The 21,696-nt window shown below is 35.7% G+C and carries 9 protein-coding genes; 8 read left to right on the top strand and 1 reads right to left on the bottom strand.

Annotated features, from left to right (window positions below; all coding sequences use genetic code 11):
* The first annotated feature begins 23 nt into the window (after positions 1 to 23).
* The 3 genes from L3049_RS05420 to L3049_RS05410 all read left to right on the top strand — a co-directional run bounded on the left by L3049_RS05420 (position 24) and on the right by L3049_RS05410 (position 4,428).
* Positions 24 to 1,469, top strand: coding sequence for a site-specific DNA-methyltransferase (locus L3049_RS05420; RefSeq protein ID WP_275108781.1), 1,446 nt, complete (start codon positions 24 to 26; stop codon positions 1,467 to 1,469).
* 156 nt (positions 1,470 to 1,625) lie between these two features.
* Positions 1,626 to 2,699 (top strand): L-threonine 3-dehydrogenase, encoded by a 1,074-nt coding sequence (gene tdh / locus L3049_RS05415; RefSeq protein WP_275108780.1) that lies wholly within the window; start codon positions 1,626 to 1,628, stop codon positions 2,697 to 2,699.
* Between the two features lie 328 nt (positions 2,700 to 3,027).
* The gene (locus tag L3049_RS05410; protein WP_275108779.1) at positions 3,028 to 4,428 is read left to right on the top strand and encodes an MFS transporter; all 1,401 of its coding nucleotides are present in this window, start codon (positions 3,028 to 3,030) and stop codon (positions 4,426 to 4,428) included.
* Positions 4,429 to 4,690: 262 nt separating this feature from the next.
* Here L3049_RS05410 and yccS read toward each other — a convergent pair whose 3' ends face one another.
* Complete coding sequence (gene yccS / locus L3049_RS05405) at positions 4,691 to 6,835, bottom strand: YccS family putative transporter (protein WP_275108778.1); 2,145 nt, start codon at positions 6,833 to 6,835, stop codon at positions 4,691 to 4,693.
* Between the two features lie 303 nt (positions 6,836 to 7,138).
* On the opposite strand from yccS, the gene L3049_RS05400 reads away from it, so the two are divergent.
* From L3049_RS05400 to L3049_RS05380, 5 genes are all read left to right on the top strand, one after another.
* Positions 7,139 to 7,564, top strand: a complete 426-nt coding sequence (locus L3049_RS05400) for a hypothetical protein (protein WP_275108777.1) — start codon at positions 7,139 to 7,141, stop codon at positions 7,562 to 7,564.
* Between the two features lie 257 nt (positions 7,565 to 7,821).
* On the top strand, positions 7,822 to 8,400 hold the full coding sequence (locus tag L3049_RS05395; RefSeq protein WP_275108776.1) for a hypothetical protein: 579 nt from the start codon (positions 7,822 to 7,824) through the stop codon (positions 8,398 to 8,400).
* Positions 8,401 to 8,544: 144 nt separating this feature from the next.
* Positions 8,545 to 9,441, top strand: coding sequence for an SMP-30/gluconolactonase/LRE family protein (locus L3049_RS05390; protein ID WP_275108775.1), 897 nt, complete (start codon positions 8,545 to 8,547; stop codon positions 9,439 to 9,441).
* Between the two features lie 49 nt (positions 9,442 to 9,490).
* The gene (locus L3049_RS05385; RefSeq protein WP_275108774.1) at positions 9,491 to 10,264 is read left to right on the top strand and encodes an N-acetyltransferase; all 774 of its coding nucleotides are present in this window, start codon (positions 9,491 to 9,493) and stop codon (positions 10,262 to 10,264) included.
* Positions 10,265 to 10,720: 456 nt separating this feature from the next.
* Positions 10,721 to 21,592 (top strand): endonuclease, encoded by a 10,872-nt coding sequence (locus L3049_RS05380; RefSeq protein WP_275108773.1) that lies wholly within the window; start codon positions 10,721 to 10,723, stop codon positions 21,590 to 21,592.
* Positions 21,593 to 21,696: the final 104 nt, after the last annotated feature.

The following is a 21,696-nucleotide window of genomic DNA, read 5'->3' as shown; positions in this document are numbered from 1 at the left end:
AAGCTTAAATACGTAATGCACTTATGACCAAAGAAAAAAAACTACTCTCTTTTTACCAGAAACAAAAAACAATTAGGGAATTGAAAAATCTACTTCCTGAAGTGTTTGAAGAGGGGAAATTGGATCTTTTAAAATTGAAGTCTTTCCTTGGTTCAGAAACTGTAATTGATGAGGCGAATTATGGTTTGTCATGGCTTGGTAAAGATGTATCAGCATTTCAAAAGGAAAATAAGAATGTTGGTCGATTAGTCTTGAATAAAGAAAAATCATTGCATCCGAACAAAAGTAAAAATCAACTGATTGAAGGTGATAACTTGGATGCTTTGCAAATCTTACAAGAAGATTATCAAGAGCAAATAAAATTAATTTACATTGATCCACCTTATAATACAGGAAAGACTTTTGCCTATAATGATCGATTCAAAATTCGTTCGAAGCAGTATCTGGAGTATTTGGATAAAGTTGAAATTGGACGTGTAAATTCTAAACTGCAAAATCAATTAGAAAGTGGTGAAATTCATACGAATTGGTTGAATATGATTTACCCAAGACTATTACTGTCTAAAAATTTGTTGACAGACGATGGTTGTATAGTAATATCAATTGATGAAAGTGAAAAAGCAAACATACAATTGCTTTGCAATGAGATTTTTGGAGAAGAGAATTTTGTGGCTTGTTTTGTTTGGCTTAACCGTACAATGGTTAATGATTCTGCTAATTTATACACCAATAACCATGAGTATATTTTAGTTTATGCAAAGGAAGCAAAAAAGATAAAATTTCTGGGCGAAGAAAAAGATCTGTCTGCCTATAAAAATCCTGATAATGATCCCAATGGTTTGTGGATGCCAGATAATCCAACAGCAGCCAGTGGCAATTCAAATTCACAATTCCCAATCATTAATCCTTATACCGGAGAGGAGTACCTTCCGCCAGTAGGAAGATATTGGGCTTTTGCTGAAAAGCGTGTGCGAGAATGGGGAAATTCAGGGAAAATTGTTTTTCCAAAAGAAAAAGGAAAACGATTTTTGTTGAAGAAATACATTTCCGAACTAAAAAATACAAACAAGCCAATTTCATCTATTATTTCTGATATTCCAACCTCCAAAGGAACAAGAGAATTAAAAGAATTGTATCCAGAGGGATTGCCTTTTAAATATCCAAAACCGACAGATTTATTGGTGAAGTTATTTGAGCAATTATCAGGTCCTAAGGACACTGTTTTGGACGTTTTTGCAGGTTCAGCATCAAGTGCTCATGCCATTTTTAAGCTCAATGAAAGGGATGGAACCAATCGTACTTTTATTTGCATTCAAAATAATGAGGAAGTTCCGATAGGGAGTGATGCCTACAATATGAACCTCCATAAAATTTGTGATATTTCCAGAGACCGCATTCTGAGAGCAGGAAAAATGTATTCTAATGGTGATTTCGGTTTTAATTATTTAGAAATCGCCTTTTTAGAGTAATATTTGTTGCTGATTTAGCTAGTTTCCAATAAATATTACGGTTCGCGTGTTGCGATCTATCCTCATTCAGTTTAATTTACTTAATCGCATACCAATGTGTTGATTTTATAGGCAAGTTTTTTTACTTTGCAATAGACTAGCCTTATGGCGTAGATCATGATAAAAAGTATTAAACAAACAACTATACACGAAGAAACAATGGCTAAAATGAAAGCTCTAGTGAAATCCAAAGCTGAAAAAGGCTTATGGATGGAAGAAGTTGATGTTCCTAAGATTGGCATTAACGATGTACTTGTAAAAATTAAGAAAACAGCTATTTGCGGAACTGACCTTCACATTTATAAATGGGATGAGTGGGCTCAAAACACAATCAAACAGGGCATGATTATTGGTCATGAATATGTTGGTGAGGTTGCTGAAATTGGAGCTGGTGTTACAGGTTTTAAGGTTGGCGATCGTGTAACAGGCGAAGGACATATTGCTTGTGGACATTGTAGAAATTGCCGTAGAGGTCGTAAGCATGTATGTGAAAATACAGTAGGTATTGGTGTAAATATTGATGGTATTTTTGCCGAATATGCAGCTATTCCAGCATCAAATTTGATGAAAATGAGTAATCAAATTGATGACGAATTGTTAGCAATTATGGATCCATTTGGAAATGCGACACATACAGCTCTTTCTTTTTCAGTTATTGGTGAAGATGTACTTGTTACAGGAGCTGGATTAATTGGTTCTATGGCTGTAGCAATTGCAAAATTTGCTGGAGCTCGTTATGTAGTGGCAACAGAAACCAATCCTTACCGAATTGAACTGGCTAAGAAAATGGGTGCAACTCGCGTTGTTAACCCAATGGAAGAAAGCCTTGATGATGTAATGAAGGAGTTAGGTGTAATAGGTTTCGATATAGGACTTGAGTGTTCTGGTGCGCCAGCTGCATTCAACGATATGGTTTCGCATATGTATAACTCAGGTAAGATTTCATTATTAGGAATTCTACCATCTCAAACTCAGGTAAACTGGAGTGATATCATTTTCAAGAGTCTTCAGTTGAAAGGTATTTACGGTCGAGAAATGTATGAAACATGGTACCAAATGGAACAAATGTTGATGAGTGGCTTGGATCTTTCTCCAATGATCTCACATCGCTTTGATGCCGCAGATTTCCAGAAAGGTTTCGACATTATGGAAGAAGGAAACTGTGGAAAAGTAATTCTCGATTGGGAATAATATTTAACTGCAAGACATATAATATTTATTGCTGATGGAATCAGAATAGGAAGCTTTCTTTTAGTGGAATTTTATTGGAGGAAAAGCTAAAATGAAAAAACTCAAAAATACGATACAAGATAAAGAAGTTTAATTTATTAGACAGAGGAGTAATTGCATTAGTGATTGCTCCTTATTTTTTGAATGATTTATTTTAGATTCTGATTCCTTGGCTCAGTAATTGTTAAAATTCAAAGTCGGGATTCCCCTACTTGTTTAATCCATAAAGGAAATCTATTTTTACGGGCTAAGAATTTGGACAATATACCTTAAAATAAAACCAGAAAGAATGAGTGTAGAGAAAGAGAAAACAATTAAAGAGCGCTTTTCCAGAGCCTTTTGGGTAGCCAACTCGGTTGAGTTGTTGGAAAGAGCTGCTTATTATGGAGTATTTATTGTAATTACGATATACCTATCCCGTATTTTAGGATTTACCGATGTAGAAGCAGCTATTATTTCAGGTTTGTTTTCGGGAGGATTGTATTTATTGCCAACCTTTAGTGGTGCTTTGGCCGATAAAATGGGCTTTAAAAATGCATTACTGCTCGCATTTTCCCTTTTGAGTATAGGATACGCTGGCTTGGCTGTTTTTCCAACCATGTTGGAGTCGGCAGGCTTGGTAGAATATACCGAAATAACGGTTTTTACAGGCTTAGAATCGAGTTCGCATAAATGGTTCATAATTCCGATCATTATAGTGATCATGATTGGTGGTTCTTTTATAAAATCGGTAATAACAGGAACGGTTGCAAAAGAAACGACAATTGCCAATCGTGCTCGAGGATTTTCCATTTTTTATACCATGGTAAACATTGGTTCATTCTCTGGAAAAACAATCGTAAAACCATTGCGTGAAGCGATGGGAAATGAAGGATTGGTTACCTTAAATTACTTTTCTGCAGGTGCAACATTATTAGGCTTAATCGCTGTTTACTTCTTTTTCAAGTCAACAAAACGTGATGGGGAAGGCAAGAGCATGTCGGAAATTTGGGATGCTTTGCTAAAAGTATTGGCCAACGGTCGATTGGTGGCTTTAATCCTTATCGTTACTGGATTTTGGATGGTACAGCATCAATTGTATGCCACCATGCCTAAGTATGTATTGCGTATGGCAGGAGAGGGAGCATCACCATCTTGGTATGCCAATGTAAACCCATTAATTGTATTCCTTTTTGTAGGATTGATTACACAGTTGATGAGAAAGAAAACAGCTTTGTTTTCAATGACAGTTGGGATGTTTATAATGCCAGTTTCAGCTTTGTGTATGGCTGCAGGAAATTTATTGGCTGTAGAGTCCATCGATCTTGGCTTGTTTAGTTTGCATCCAGTTGCTTTTATGATGATTATTGGTATTGTATTCCAGGGTTTTGCTGAATCTTTTATCTCACCTCGATTCTTAGAGTACTTTTCATTACAAGCACCTAAAGGTGAAGAAGGTTTGTATTTAGGATTTAGCCATTTGCATTCCTTTATTTCATCAATTTTAGGTTTCGGATTGTCTGGATTCTTATTACAGAAATACTGTCCAGATCCAAAACTATTTACGAATCATGCAGAGTGGGAAGTGGCATCGGCAAATGCTCATTACATTTGGTATTATTTTGTGGCTATCGCTGCAACATCAGCAATCGCCTTGATTATTTACGGTCGTATTACCAAGAAATTAGACGAGCAAAAAGAATTAGCTTAAACGATTGTATTAAGCTTTTAAATTATATTTGAAAAAAGGATATCCTGTAATGGGATATCCTTTTTTTGCTTTATTCTTATGGCTGATTGAGGAAGCGCGCCCTAGATTTTTTGCTTCCTTTTTCATCAATGTACCGAACGGAGTGAGATCATGAATACCCGTTAGATTTATGAATGAATCAAAAAGGAAGAGCCATGTGGCTTAAACAAAAATTGATTCTTCGATAGTATTTAATTTTCTAGAATAATATAAGATCTATTTTTCACTCCTCACTTAGCAAACAAGCCTCTTCAAGAAGCTGTTCGCTAACTTCTGCAATATTGTATAGCAATACTAATTTTAGGCGTTCGTTTCCTTTCTCCATTTCACTAAGCTGATGTCCTAATTCTTCTATAAATGTTTTAATTCCAGCGGAAGAAGAACAAACGGTTTGATTTTCGATTGCATTAATCGCATTTGCTAACTCAGCTTCGATATTACTGTACATTTGCCATTGTTTTTCATCTACATAGTTTTTTGTGTCGCGATGAGCTCCCAATGCAGATAAGTAAGACAACAAAGCATGATTTAGGTAGGTAAGTGTAAAGGCGTGCTTTTGAAATTTCTGTTGTTGCTTAGGCTCTAACTTCATGCCTTGCCAAGCTAATGCTAATGCACTATCTGCCTGGTGTGCCCGATATCTGGAAATACGATAATCCAGATCATCTTCTTTAGCCTCTTTGTATTCTGCCAATATTGATTTAAAATAATTGCTGTTTTGTTGCAAGGCGTTGGCAAGTAGTTGAGGGAGTTTCTTGTATTGCCAATCTGGCCAAAGAATACGTACCACTCCAATTGCTAAAATTGCACCAATTAATGTATCTAAAATTCGAGGTCCCATAACTGCTACGCCTTTACCAGCAAGTAAATTGAACGCAGCAATCACGAAAATGGTAACAAAAATCACAGAAATGGAATAGTTCTTTCGGAGCCAAGCAAAGAAAGCGTAAGCAGCACCAAGAAGTAAGGCAATTTGTCCGGCTTTTGTTGGTAATAATTGAACAATTGCCACTCCAATTACCACACCCGATAAAGTTCCCAAAATTCTTTGGAACAGTCTTCTTCTGGTTTCGCTATAGCTTGGTTGGCAAACAAATAAACTGGTTAGTAAGATCCATTCTCCTTTTTCAATATTGAATTGATTGATTAGGATATAACCCAATAAAAAGCAGGAGCTCAATCGAATTGCATAACGCAAACGAGGATGATTCCAGTTTAATTGTTCTTTAAAACGTTGCCATAAGGAGCGAGAATCACGATCTACTCTTGGTAGAATTCCAGAATCGACATTAAAGTTCATATTCTGAAGTGAAAGATGCGATTGTGTAAGATTTTGCAGTAGAAGAGAAAGGCTGCTGTATTTTCCACTTGCATTTTGCTTTTTCACCTTTGCTTTTAGCGCCGATACGGTCCATTTTAAAGATATTGGGTGGTGATAAACCGTTCCCATGATCAGACTTTTCGAAACTTCGTGACAAGCTATGGAAAGCTGAAGCAGCAATTGACCTAAGCCTTCTAAAATTTCGTGGTTTTCAGGATTATCACTCAATAAATCGTAACGATCGTGGCTCGAAGCAGCTCTTTCGTGAAGACTCTGCAACAAAAGGAATTTATGTAAATAGGGACGCAATGCTTCATGATTTTTCATTGCATCTTCGTAACTGTTTAATACATTTTTACATCCTCCAAGCGAATTGACCAATTTACTATTTAAGGTTGCCAAGCGATTTCTGAGTTTATCTTGAACTTTAGCATCGCTAGGAAAAAGGCGTGATTTTTCTTTCATGTAGACAGAAAGATCTTCGAAGCCTTGAGATAATTGTTCTTCCAATAACCTTGAAGGATGAAAAGTTAAAAGAAGAAGCGAAATAATACCATAACATAATGCACCAGCAGGAAGCAATAGCGGTTGCCAGTACCAATTGGGTGATAGATCTGCGCCAAGCATGGTATAAATGGCAACAAGTAAAGCGCCAAAGGTTACGCCTCTATAGCGTTCTCCCAATCCACCTAAAATAATAAAGGTGATGGTTGATCCAACCAAACCAATGCCAAATAGAATAGGGAAAGGCCTTAAGAGTTCCACTGAAACACTCGAAATAGCAAAGCTAATAATGGTAAGAATTAGTGCTTTTATACGTCCTTTTGGATGATCATCTGTTTCGGAAAGCGCACCAGCTAAGGCACCCAAAGCCAAAGTGACGCCAATAAAAGAAGCGTCAAAAATCAGGAAGGGGATTAACAAAAGTCCCATGGAGATAGTTGCTTTAAGTGCAAATAATCGATTTGGATAGCGCCAAAAAGTGCTAATCCAGAATTCGAACCATGCTTGTCCCTGAAATCTTTTCCCTTGTGTCTTTATTTTCATGTATGAGATGCTTTAATGCGCAAAGATAACAGAAGCAAAGAAGTAAAATGCCCGATGATATTAAATTTCTATTCCGATTAAATTGGATGCCGTTTTTTTTCTTACTTGAAGTAAGCATAATTCGTTGATTATACGGCCTGCATAATGAAACTCAGAATGAAAAAAGTTGATTTTACTAAAACCTTGTTTGTTCAAGTTCGTAAATGTTTTTTTGAAATTTCCATTACTGCAAATCGTAATGAAATATGAAGACCTAGGATGGTTTCTTGTAAAAACTATTTTAAATATCCTCTAAATCTGATTATGAAAAATAAAACAGCATATGCGATTTTCCCAGATAAATCTCTGATTGTTGAATGTTATTGTGGTGAGTTCTCAATTGAAGAACTAATTGAAGCGAAAAATAATATTGCTTGCGATGAAAACTACAGTGCAGATTTCAATGTATTACATGATATTAGAGATTCAAAATTTCTTTTTAGATTTAATGAAATTGATAAATATGTAGACTTTTTGTTTAAGGATCGTAAATATATGGGTGAGCGAAAATCATTCGTTTTAACAACCTCACCATACCAAGTTATTATTGGTTTGGGATTTGATATGAAAAAAAGAAATCTTCCTATTAATGTTAAAGTTGCGAGCACCATCGAAACTGCGGTGCAATTTTTTGAACTTCCACAATCTGACAATGATTTTATAGAATCTTGGATTGAAAAAAATAGATAATAAAAACACGAATAGTTTATCGTATTAGAATATTAATAGGCAATGGAGCGATTCTTAAGAAGCTCCATTTTTTTTACGTGATTTTCTCTGAAAATTCTAATATCTACGTTTACCTGTAATACTATTTGCAATGCATTTTTGTCTTCCTTCCTTATCAAAACTTTTGTTGACTAATTATTGTTTTGTAGATTCACATACAATTAAACGGCATTGTGTTTATTAATAATATTACCGCACATTAGCCAAACTAATATAGAATGAAAAAAAATATTATAATCTTGTTCCTTTTGAGCTTTCTTTTTTCTGGAAATATAAATGCTCAAACTTCAGATTCAACTAAAATCGTATCGATAATTGAAAACTTCTTTGAATGGTACGTTGAAGTAATCAAGGAAGAAGCCTATCCTGAATATTCGCCACAATTCGTTGAAGATGAAAATGGAAATACAACACTTGACTATTCTTTGTATATGAATAACCTGAAGAAATTGTCTTTTTCAAAAGAACTTATAGAACAAGAAAAGAAAGCTTATGAATCATGTATTGAAAATTTATTAGAAGTTAAATATACTATGTTTGATTCTGTCTTTGACGAACTAGATGATTATGAAACGGCACAATGCGATTTCTTTAATTCTTACCGTTGGATTGGAAGTATGGAGTTAATTGATGGGGTAAATGTCAAAGAGGTTATAACTGAATCAGAAAAGGGTGAAGTTAAACTTCAGTTTTATAATTATTATCCCAAAGACAGTACTTTTTACTATTGGAATAGCAGTACATCTATTTTTCTTTTGAAGGAAAATAATGAATGGAAGATTAATATAATTGAATAAAACGTGCGGTAATAAAAACTAAATTTCATGGGTGCTGATGAGTCGTTTAAAGCCTAGTTTTATCTAATAATAAATTATCTTCCAGAAAGTGTTATCCAATTAGTAAAAATGAATTCTTATTTTTGAATATTTATAAATTCAGTTATGAAATCGATTCACAAAATAATAATCGTATTGCCTTGCATTCTGTTATTCTCATTTTCAAAATCGAATAAGCAAGACAAAATAATCGCCAAAAATGAAAAAGTAGAATTGGCTGGTACCGGTTTTAAATTTACTGAAGGCCCAGCTGTAAATTCAAAGGGGCAAGTTTATTTTACAGATCAGCCCAACGATAAAATTCATATTTGGGATCAGAAAAAAGATATTTCTCTTTATTTAGAAGGCACTAAAAGATCAAACGGAATGTACTTTAATGCAAAAGAACAATTGGTTGCATGTGCCGATGAAAACAACCAACTTGTCTATTTTGATGAAGACAAAAAATCTCATGTAATTATTGAAAATTTTGAAGGTAAGCATCTAAATGCCCCCAATGATTTATGGATTAATCCAAGTGGAGGTATTTACTTTACAGATCCGTATTATCATCGAAAATGGTGGGATGAAAATCACAAGGAGATCCAAGATACGCCTGGAGTCTATTATTTAAATTCAAACGCAAAATTAACTAGAGTTATTAATGACTTTAAAAAACCCAACGGAATTATTGGAACTCCGGACGGAAAAGTACTTTACGTTGCCGATATTAAAGACAATAAAATATGGAAATATAAGATTGAAGCAGATGGTAATTTAAGTGATAAAACTTTTTTTGCTCCTCATGGTAGCGATGGAATGACGATTGATCACAGGGGAAATGTGTATTTAACTTCTGGTAAGATTTGGGTATACAATCCTGAGGGGAAGCTTATAAAAGAAATTGAAACTCCCGAAAAACCAAGCAATCTATGTTTTGGAGGAAAGGAAAGAAACATTCTATTTATTACAGCACGTACTTCTGTATATACTCTAAAAATGAAGGTGAAAGGTGTTGATTAGGAAATGAAAAATCACTGAAATTTACCAAGTATAAACATTTATTAGCCCAATGGAACAGTTAATTGATTTAAACACGAAAAATATATCGGAAGAACATATTTGCTGTGCAATATCTGATAAGAAATGTTCTGATAGTTATCAAGCGAAAAAAGATTGGTTGGCTGAGGAATTCAATAATGGCTATGTATTTAAACGCCTTAATGAAAGAGCAAAGGTATTTATAGAGTATGGTCCTGCTGAAAATGCTTGGATTCCGATTACAGCACCCAATTACCTAAATATTAATTGTTTTTGGGTGTCTGGTAAATACAAAAAGAATGGGTACGGAAAAGAACTTCTGAGAATAGCGACTGAAGATGCTAGAAGTCAAGGAAAAGAAGGTTTAATAACAGTTGTAGGAACTAAGAAGTTTCATTTTATGAGCGATACGAAATGGCTTGTAAAACAAGGCTTTGAGGAAGTTGAAAGAATTTCAAGTGGGTTTAGTCTTTTAGTCAAAAAAATAAAGCCCAAAGCGGAATTGCCAAAATTTAATGAATCGGTGAAAAGTGGAGAATGTTCTGAAAAAAATGGAATTGTAGTTTATTATTCTAACCGTTGCCCATTTGCAGAATTTCATGCAAAAAACTCTTTGGTTGAAACGGCTAAGAACAGAAAGCTTCCACTAAAAATAATTAAACTGGAAACCATGGAAAAAGCTCAATCTGCCCCAAGTCCGGCAACTATTTTTAGTCTCTTTTACAACGGGAGGTTTATAACAACAGATATTAGTGTTTGTATGGACACGAGATATGATAAGATAATGAGCAAAATAATAAAGTGATAGACGAAAACTTTTAGTATTGAACGTTTAGTACAATTATGAAATACCAATAAGACAAAAAAAAGGTTTGCTTAAAAATAAAAAAAAGTCAATTTAATTGATTTGTTACACTTACCATTCGTCCAATTAATTCTAGTGGATAATTCTCAAATAATATATTGTTCTTTTAACTTAAGTAATATAGTATTTTTACTGAGTGTAAATAGCGTTGGTTAAGTATCATGATTAGTAGTTTGTAAACAGATTTTAAGTGTTAATCAAAACTTTACATAGACTTAATATTATCGAATCTTGTGAATTGGTTTTTTGTATAATTTAGGGCTTCTAATAACCATTTTATACACACTTCGTGGGAAATTTATTTTCACACCATTTATTATCTTATTCACTACTAAGCCTATGTTTACATTTTACACATGTAAGAGGTGGTGTCTGCTGACATTACTTACTTTTTTTATGTCTATCCAAGTCAGTTTAGGACAAGGATTAGAAGATTTCTCAAACTTACCCATTTCGGGAAGTTCGTATCAAAACGGAAATTTTGAAGGAAACAATTCTCAAACTTGGAGTTTTATAAATTCCAGAGGAGATCAACAAATTAATGGTAAAGCCATCTGTTTTGGAAAAACAGATAGTTCAGTAAAAACTGAAAATATTGCCAACGGAATAAAAAGCTTTAGCTGTAAAGTCAATAAAGTATTTACTTCGACTAACATTCGTAAAGTAGAGTTGTTTATTAATGGAGTTTCTGTTGGTCAATCAGCAGAGATAACGGGTGTACAAGATTTTATAGTTAATGACATTAATGTTGATGGCGTTTTTAGTCTTGAGATTAAGAATGTTTCAGATGGGGGAAAACAAGTTAGCATTGATGATATAGCGTGGACTGCTTATGGTTCTGGTACTGTTTTAAGTTCGGCAAAGGCGATAACTGCTTTTTCGATTAATGGTAAAGCAGGTTCTATCGACGAAATAGCACATACAATTGGGATCACCTTACCTGAGTCTACTGTGGTAACAGCTCTTAGTCCAGAAATTACAATTTCAGATAAGGCATCTGTATTGCCAGCAAGTTCCACTGCTCAAGATTTTACAAATCCAGTAAGCTATACAGTAACTGCCGAAGATGGATCAACTCAGAATTATGAGGTGACGGTTAAAGTAGAGGTACCTGTCGTTTCAAGCATCTTAATTAATGAGATGGATTGTGATCAGGTAAGCACTGATACAAAAGAATTTGTAGAATTATTCGACGGAGGAGCTGGAAATACTTCCCTAACAGGATATGTATTGGTTCTATTTAATGGAAGTAACGACGAATCTTATGCTACCTATGATTTGGATGGTATGACAACCAATGCAGAAGGATTTTTTGTAGTCGGAAATACTGATGTTGCCAATGTTAATATGGTTAAGCCAAGTAATTTTCTACAAAATGGCGCTGATGCAGTTGCTTTGTACAAAACTTCGGCAGCAAGTATCCCGAACGGAACAGCTGTAACTACAGAAAATTTGGTAGATATTGTTGTTTATGATACTAATGATAATGATGATGCTGGATTGTTAGCAGCATTAACTGCAGGAGAACAAATTAATGAGGATGGATCGAACGATAAGGACATTCACTCAATTTATCGATCAACTGATGGAGAAGGAGGAGCTAGAAATACAACAGCTTTTACTGCAGGAATTCCAACTCCTGGAAAATCGAATACAAGCAGTAGCGATGAAACAATAGTTGAATTGGCTTTATCAGCCAATTCTGGATCGGAAGCAGATCAATCTGTTATCACTTTAATAGCAACTGTAAGTAAAGAAATAAGTGAGAATCAAACAGTTGATTTTAGCATTAGCGGAACAGGAATTACTGCTGATGATTATACTTTATCTGCTACACAGCTAACATTTCTAGCAGGAGAGACGTCTGCAACAGCAACTTTAACTATTCTTGATGATGCAGAAAGTGAAGGGGCAGAAAACTTAACAGTTTCAATTGTAAATCCATCAGCAGGAATTGAATTGGGAACTACTGTTAGTGGAGTTATTAGTATTGCTGATAATGATAATCTAAGTAACGATGGTTCGGAAGCAAGTCCTTTTACCATCGCGGAAGCATTATCCCTAGCAGAATCTTCAACTGAATATTATGCTTATGGTTATATCGTAAGTGTAGGAAATGATTTTGAAGCTCCTTTTACAAATGCTTACTATGTTTCTGTAGCTGATTCAAAAGAGGAAACAAATTTTGATAATTGTTTAAATTTAAAGCTAGAATCGGGAGTTAACCGCGATATATGGAATTTGAAGGATCATCCTGAAAATTTAGGAAAACAAATCAAATTCAACGGTTTTAGAGATAATTATAGTAGCCATGCTTCTTTCGAAGGAAATTCTGTAATTACAGAATTATCAGGTACGCCGGCAATTCCAACTGTTGAGTTGGCTTTATCTGCGAACGCAGGATCGGAAGAAGATCAAACCGTAATTACTATAACAGCAACTACATCAGAAACAGTAAGCGAAAATCAAACTGTAGATTTAAATGTTACCGGAACAGGAATTACAGCTGGTGATTATACTTTATCAGAAAACCAGTTAACAATTTTAGCTGGAGAATCATCTGCCACAGCAACATTAACTATTATTGATGATTCTGATGAGGAAGAAGAAGAAACATTAACGCTTGCTTTATCGAACCCTTCTGCAGGAATTCAATTAGGTTCAACGATAACAGGTGATATTAGCATTATAGATAATGATATTGCTGTAAATGATGGATCAGAGGCTAAACCATTTACTATTGCAGAAGCAATAGTCTTGCCGGATACTGAAAATACGACTAAAACAAGCTATTATGCTTATGGATACATTGTTAGTGTAGGAACTGATTTTGAAGCTCCTTTTGGTAATGGGAATTATGTGTCAGTTGCTGATTCTAAGGATGAAACAAATCATGATAATTGTTTGAATTTAAAATTAGCCTCTTCTGAAAAAGCAGCATGGAATTTAATGGATCATCCTGAAAATTTGGGCAAACAAATCAAATTTGACGGATATAGAGGATTGTATTTTTCACATCCATCTTTCGAAGGGAATACAATAGTTGAAGAATTGTCATCAGAACCAGCTTTACCAAGTGTAGAATTTGCTTTGTCTTCAAACTCAGGGTCGGAAGCAGATCAAACTGTAATTACACTTACATCTACTTTAAGTGAAAGCCTAAGTGAAAATCAAACGGTTGATGTTAGTATTTCAGGAACAGGAATTACTGCTGGCGATTATACCTTATCAGCTACGCAAGTAACATTTATTGCTGGCGAAACGACTGCAACTGCAAGTCTTACAATTGTTGACGATTCAGAGAATGAAGGAACAGAGACATTAAATGTTTCAATAAGTAATCCATCGGCAGGAATTCAATTGGGAACGACCGTAAGTGGTACAATTAGTATTGTAGATAATGATGGAACTGTTGGTGGAATTTTGGCCAATTACGTCTATCTTGATCCAACAACAAGTGGCGATGGAAGTATTGTCGTGAACTTGACTCCTAAGGAATATGTGGCGACAGTAAGTCCTAGTCATCACATGACAAGTGTAAAAATACCAGAAGATTATTATAGTGATGCTGTAGGGTATATTGGAACAGACTTGCGTTCTCATATTCATACGATCATTGAGACTGGAGCTGTACAATTACCTTATTCAAGTTCTTCTTCAGATGTTTGGGATATGTGCGAAGATGGAGATCAGAATCCTAAAGATGCCTCACAAGTTTGGCAGATGTATATTGAAGAAGGCATTGCTAAAACGGCTCACGTTTCAGGTTCTACAGGATGGAATAGAGAACATACCTGGGCGAAATCTCATGGCGATTTTGGAACTTCAAATGGTCCAGGAACAGATGGTCATCATTTACGAGCTACCGATGCACAGGAAAATAGTGCTCGTGGGAGCCGTGATTTTGGTAATGATTCTCCAGGATATACACCTCCAAAATCAGCAAGAGGAGATGTTGCTCGTATGATTTTTTATATGGCAACTCGTTGGGAAATGACTGTTGATGATCTTTGCAAGGAAACAGAATCTGCTCCTCGTCATGGTAAACTTTCACATTTATTGCAATGGCACGAAGAGGATCCAGTAGATCCATATGAAGTAAGAAGGAATAACGTAATTTACGGATATCAGAACAATAGAAATCCTTTTATTGATCATCCAGAATTAGTACAGTATATTTTTGGGGAAGCTAAGGCTGATACCTGGAATGGTGGTATCGGAACAGAGCCATCAAAAATTCAATTATCTGGTGCTTTGGCTGATTTTGGAATGGTGAAGTTTGGAGAGGAATCTTCAGTTCAAAGTTTCACAGTTTCGGCAAATGAATTGGTAGAGGATATTGCAATTAATGCACCTCAACACTTTTTGTTGTCAACCGATGCGATAAGCTATGCTTCATCTGTAACATTGCCACTTAGTTCTGGTTCGGTTGCTGAAACTACTATTTCTGTAAAATTTGTTCCGGAATCTGCTATCAATACAGCGGTAACAGGAACAATTCAAATTACCAGCGGTGAAGAATCTAAAACAATATCCGTAGCAGGAACAGAAGGTGATCCTGCCTTAATACCATTAGCTTTCTTAAATGAAGATTTTGAATCGAATACACATGAAAATTGGATTTTAAAATCGGAAGTTGGAGATAGAGCTTGGGCAACTACAGAATATTCGGGTAATACTTACATGCAAATGTCGGCTTATCAGGCAACTGGAGATATAACAAGTTGGTTGATTACACCAGAATTGGATTTAGATGCTTACGACAATGAAAAGCTGAATTTCAAAACCAAGAATGGCTATTACAAAGGAACAACACTAGAGGTTTTAATCTCGACAGATTTTGATGGTTCGGATGTTACAACTGCCACTTGGCAAAGCTTACCTGCAACAATTGATGAGCGAAATAATTCTGCTTACGGATCGGATTTTGTCTTGTCTGGAGCAATCGATCTTTCTGCGTTCGAAGGAACTGCTTTTGTAGCTTTTAAATATTCAGGTGATGGAAGTGTTTTAACAACCACTTATCAAGTTGATGATGTTGTTGTTGAAGGAAATAAAATTCCACTAACAGGAACATTAGCAAGTAACTTGACTGGGGATTTATTATTTCCATATACAGAAGTGGGTGCTACTAGTGCAAGCCAATCTTACGAATTAAGCTTCGATAAATTAGAGGGTGACATTAGTGTTAAAGCAAGTGATGATTATGAGCTTTCATTAGATGGAATTACATGGACAGCTACTTTAGCAATTGCAAAGACGGAGACTTCACCAAAGCAGATCAATGTAAGATTTGCACCAAAAACGGCAGCTATAAATGGTACTACAGGAAGTATTACGAATAAAGCTAAAGGTGCAGAAACACTTATTCTTAATATATCTTCTGAGCAATCTTCAGAAATTGCAGATGCCAATACTTTAGGAAAAGATAAAACTTTAGATATTGTATCGTGGAATGTGGAATGGTTTGGAGCTCCTCAAAAATCGAAGAGTGCTTCTAGTTTTACAGAGCAATTAGATGCTGTTTCTGCTCGAATTATCGAATTGAATGCAGATGTGTACGCACTGCAAGAATTAGTTTCTGATGATTTGAATGGAGATTTCTTACAGCCATTGATTGATAAGTTAAATGAATTGGCTGGCAGTGAATTGTACACCGGAGCTATGGGACCAAGATATTCTCATGACGATAGCGATCCAAGTACAGAATATCCTGCTCAGCGTGTTTGTTACATATACAATACAAGTACGGTTAGCAAGTTGAATAACTTTTCAATGTTCTCAGATTTGTACGAAGGAGGATCAACTACATCCATTGATGGATATACAGGAGATGCTTCTAAATTTTGGGCATCGGGTCGTTTACCATACTTTTTCGAGGTTGAAGTGAATATCGATGGAGCTAGTGAAATTCTTAGTTTTGTTAATATCCACGCCAAGTGCTGTTACGATAGTCATGCAAGAAAACTAGCAGATGCTAAATTTCTTTTTAATGCATTGAACACGGATTACTCAGATGATAATTTGGTGATTTTAGGAGATTATAATGATTACCTGGATGGAAGTATGTCAAGTGGTCAATCGTCACCTTATTCTTCGTGGTTTGAAACAAGTGATTATTTCGATCATGTTTTAACTTCGACTACAAATATCGATCACATTACAATTTCGAATGAATTGTACGATGAGTATCAGATTTTAACAAACAATACAAGTCAGACAAACACTACTGTTTCGGATCATCATCCGATCATGTTACGTTTGAAATTGCACTCTTATTCATCAGAAATACTTGTTGAGAATGCAGATGATTTGACTTTTAATTATGTAGATGTTGACAATTCAGAAGCTCCTTCCGATGCAAAATCATACCTAGTAAAAGGTGTTGATTTATTGGAAGATTTGACTGTTTCAGTAGATCAATCATTTGAACTTTCATTAGATGGTAGTACTTGGTCATCAAGTGTGATTATTCCTAAGGAGGAAGCTGCAAGTAAGGAAGTTAGCGTTCGCTTTAATCCTTCAGTAGCTTATACGGATAAGCTTACTGCTACAATTACACATCAAACGGAAGGTGCAAAAATCGTAAGCGTTTCTGTTACAGCTTACGGAAAACCAGATCTTTTGGCTCCAGAGTTTGTAGTTGGATATCCAACAGTAGATAGTTTTACGTCTTCCTCTTTTGTGATGAATGTGAAGCTAAACGAAATGGGTAAAGTTTACTTTGCAGTTTTAGATGATGGAGCAGAAGTACCAACTGTTGAAGCGGTAAAAGCTGGTACAGGATCTCTTGTTTCAGGATCTTTTGCAATTGGAACAGAAGAAATTTTACATGAAGTTTCTGGCTTAATACAAAACACTGCTTATGATGTTTATTTGGTTGCCGAAGATGATAACGAGCCTATCGTTAATACAACTGCCGAGCCAGCTAAATTAGAGGTAACAACAAATGATCACACTTTACTACCATTTGAATATGTAGTTACGGTAAGTGAAGGAGAACATTATCAGAGTACAGGTATTCCAGTAAATTATTACCAGGAAGCTGAAGGTACAAAAGCGGATGTTTTAAAAAGTAAGTTGGCTGAAATCATTAACCTTGGTTATGTGTCGTATCCATACGAAGAAGATGGTCGTGGAGATGTTCCTGCAGAGAGTCGTAGGTTCGTTACAGGTAAAACACCTTTAGATGTATACGATATTATGGATGAAGCGGATCGTGATCCAAACAATCCAACAAAAGTATACATGATTTACAAAGAATTGGTATACGATGCGGATGCAAAACATTTAGGACAGACTGGTTCTCAAGAAAAGTGGAATCGCGAGCATGTTTATCCACAATCAACCGGAGGTTTTAAAAATGCGAGAGCACCTTGGGGATCTGGAATTTATGCAAATGGTGATATCATTGAAAATGCCGGTGATGATTTGGCTTTGGCTCAATCGGATGCTCACCATTTAAGAAGTTCCGATAAAAATGAAAATAACAAGCGAAATAATTTCCCATTTGCGAATTCAACATCAGGAAGTCAGTACGAGCCGCCATTGTCGGCAAAAGGTGATGTTGCTCGTGTTATTTTCTATTTGAATTTACGTTATGGACTAGATATTTCACAAGTTGGTTCTGTTGAAATGTTCCAGGAATGGAGTGAAATTGATCCGGTAGATCCTTACGAAGTAAGACACAATAATGTCGTTTACAAGTATCAGAAGAATAGAAATCCTTTTATCGATTACCCTGAGCTTGTAGAGTATATTTATGGAGAAAAAACCACTACAGCTTGGAATGCTGCTGAAAAAGAAACACAAACCATCACTTTTGCTGATATAACAGATAAAGTATATGGGGAAGAGGCTTTTGAGTTGACAGCTACTGCCACTTCAGGTTTAGAAGTTAGTTTTGAAATCGTTTCAGGACCAGCGACCATTACCGGAAAAGAAGTTAGTATTACAGGTGTTGGAACAGTTGTGGTAAAAGCTACGCAAATTGGAAATGACCATTTCGAAGCAGCAGAATATGTGGAGCAAACATTTGCTGTGAGTAAAGCTTCTCAAACCATTACTTTTGCTGATTTAACAGATAAAGTATATGGCGATGAGGCTTTTGAATTAATTGCAACTGCCACTTCTGGATTAGAAGTTAGTTTTGAAATCGTTTCAGGACCAGCTACTATTACTGGAAAAGAGCTAAGTATCACAGGTGTTGGTACTGTTGTGGTAAAAGCGACTCAAACAGGAAGCGACGAATTTGAAGCTGCAGTATCTGTAGAGCAAACATTTGCTGTTAGTAAAGCTTCTCAAACTATCACTTTTGCTGATTTAACAGATAAAGTATATGGTGATGAGGCTTTTGAATTAATTGCAACTGCCACTTCTGGTTTAGAAGTTAGTTTTGAAATCGTTTCAGGACCAGCTACTATTACTGGAAAAGAGCTAAGTATCACAGGTGTTGGTACCGTTGTGGTAAAAGCCATTCAAACAGGAAGTGATGAATTTGAAGCTGCAGTATCTGTAGAGCAATCATTTGTTGTTAGTAAAGCTTCTCAAACCATCACTTTTGCAGATTTAACTGATAAAGTATACGGTGATGAGGCTTTTGAGTTGGTTGCAACTGCAACTTCTGGATTAGAAGTTAGTTTTGAAATCGTTTCAGGACCAGCTACTATTACTGGAAAAGATCTAAGTATCACTGGTGTTGGTACCGTTGTGGTAAAAGCCATTCAAATAGGGAACGACGAATTTGAAGCTGCAGCATCTGTAGAACAAACATTTGCTGTGAGTAAAGCTTCTCAAACAATCACTTTTGTTGATATTCCAGATAGACAATTGAATACTGGAATTGTTCTGTTGTCGGCTAGTTCAGATGTAGCAACTGCATTAGTTGTTAAATTTCGAATGATTAGTGGACCAGCAGTATTAGTTGGTAATTCACTACAAATTGTAGGAGCAGGTGAGGTTGTTGTAGAAGCTTTTCAGGATGGAAATGAAAATTACTTGGCCGCAACGCCAGTACAGCAAAGCTTTATTGTAAGTAAGGCTTCTCAAACAATTACTTTTGCTGAAATAGCTGATAAATCATTAGATGATTCTGCATTTGCATTATCAGCTACCGCTTCATCAGAATTAGAGGTGAGTTTTGAATTAATCTCTGGACCTGCAAGCTTATTAGGAAATCAATTGACAATAACTGGAGCTGGAACAATTACAGTTAGAGCAATACAGTTGGGAGATGATGATTATGAAGCAGCAGAGCCAGTTGATCAATCATTTGTTGTGAATAAAGCTTCTCAAACAATCACTTTTGATGATATAGCAGATAAAACATATGGGAATGAGCCTTTTGATTTGAATGCAACAGCATCATCCGGATTAGAAGTTAACTATACCATCGTATCTGGACCAGTTACTTTATCTGGAAAAGAACTGAGTATTACTGGTGTAGGAACAGTTGTTGTTACTGCGAGTCAAGAAGGAAATGAAAATTACCTTGCTGCTGAATCAGTTAGTCAGAGCTTTGTTATAAATAAGGCAGAACAGATTATTAACTTTGAAGAAATAGCCGATCGTGAATACCGACCAGAAAGTGTAGGCTTAATATTGAATTCAAGCGTAGGTCTTCCAATTACATATGAAGTTATAAGCGGACCGGCAAACTTGTCAGGAAATTCACTTCAGATTAATGGGGCTGGTGTTATTGTTGTAAAGGCATCGCAAGCTGGAAATGAAAATTATTTGGCAGCTACTTCCGTAACACAGCAATTTACGGTTAGCAAAGCCAGTCAAGTAATTACTTTCAATCCTATTGCTGATAGAGAATTTACCAATGAGAGTATACAGTTATCAGCTAGTTCCGATGCAGCTACAATTTTAGCGGTTGAATTTAGATTAATAAGTGGTCCAGCTACACTAGTTGGTAGTTCACTGCAAATAAATGGAGCAGGAGAAATTGTTGTAGAAGCATTTCAGGATGGTAACGAGAATTATTTGGCAGCGACACCTGTAAGACAGAGTTTCATGGTTAATAAGATTTCTCAAACAATCACTTTTGCAGATATTTCTGATAAAGCAATTACTGATCTTACTTTTGTATTAACTGCAAGTGCCTCTTCAGGACTTGAGGTTAGTTTTGAAATCATTTCAGGACCAGCTAGTGTATCAGGAAATCAGTTGACCATTACAGGAGCTGGAACAATCACTGTTCAAGCAAGTCAAATGGGAAATGATACTTACGAAGCTGCAGAGTTGGTAAGTCAAACTTTCATGGTGAGCAAAGCCGCTCAAGATATCAACTTTGCAACTATTGCAGATAGATCCTATAGTGATGCTGCTTTTGTTTTGACAGCCGAAGCTTCTTCAGGATTAGAGGTAAGCTTTGAGATTGTTTCTGGTCCAGCAAGTATTGCAGGAAATGAATTGACGATCACAGGAGTTGGAACAATTACCGTAAGAGCGATTCAATCAGGAAACGAAGATTATGAAGCAGCTGAGCCAGTAAGTCAAACTTTCACGGTAAGTAAAGCTACTCAGGCGATTGATTTTACTGCTATTGCAGATAAAACTTATGGGGATTCCGATTTTGAATTAATCGCATCAGCTTCATCAGGTTTAGAGGTTAGTTTCGTGTTGATTTCAGGCCCTGCAAGTGTCTCAGGTAGTGAATTGAGTATCCTTGGAGCTGGAACAGTTACAGTTCAAGTTAGTCAGGCTGGTAATGAAAATTATGAAATGGCCGAATCGATAAGTCAGTTTTTTGAGGTTTACAAGGCAGATCAGATGTTGGTATTTGATCCAATTGAAGGTGTTGTTGTGGTAGACGAAGACTTAGAACTGTTTGCAAGTTCTGATCAAGGATTTGATATCGCTTTTGAAATTGTTGAAGGAGAAGGACAGATTGACGATGCGATCTTAACGCCAAGTAGTATTGGCGTATTTAAGGTTCGTGCTTATCAAAGCGGAAGCGAAAACTTTAATGCAGCTGAAGCTTTTCAGTCTTTCACTGTAAGTAAAGCAACCGGAATTAAGGATGTTTTTGCTGAGGCAATCAAGATGTATCCAAATCCGACTAGCGATTTTGTAAATATTGATTTCCCAGATGTTAAGGTGACCCAAATTTTACTGCTTGATAGCAGAGGGAAGCTTATTAAGAATATCGATTTGAATGATCGATTCAATTTTAATGTTAGAAACTTATCTGCGGGAGTTTATTTTATATCCATTAGAACAGATCAATTTGTAGTCACAAAACGATTGCTAATTGTACATTAAATCATAAAACGAAAAGGAGCCTTTTAAAGGCTCCTTTTTTATTTTAGTTCTTGTTCTCTAATAGAATAAGAAGGATAAATGAGAGAAGATTTAACAAGCATTAA

This window comes from Labilibaculum sp. DW002, from assembly GCF_029029525.1.
Lineage (GTDB): Bacteria > Bacteroidota > Bacteroidia > Bacteroidales > Marinifilaceae > Paralabilibaculum > Paralabilibaculum antarcticum.
Note: the sequence above shows the minus strand (reverse complement) of the source record. Positions and strands in the feature narration are given on the sequence as shown.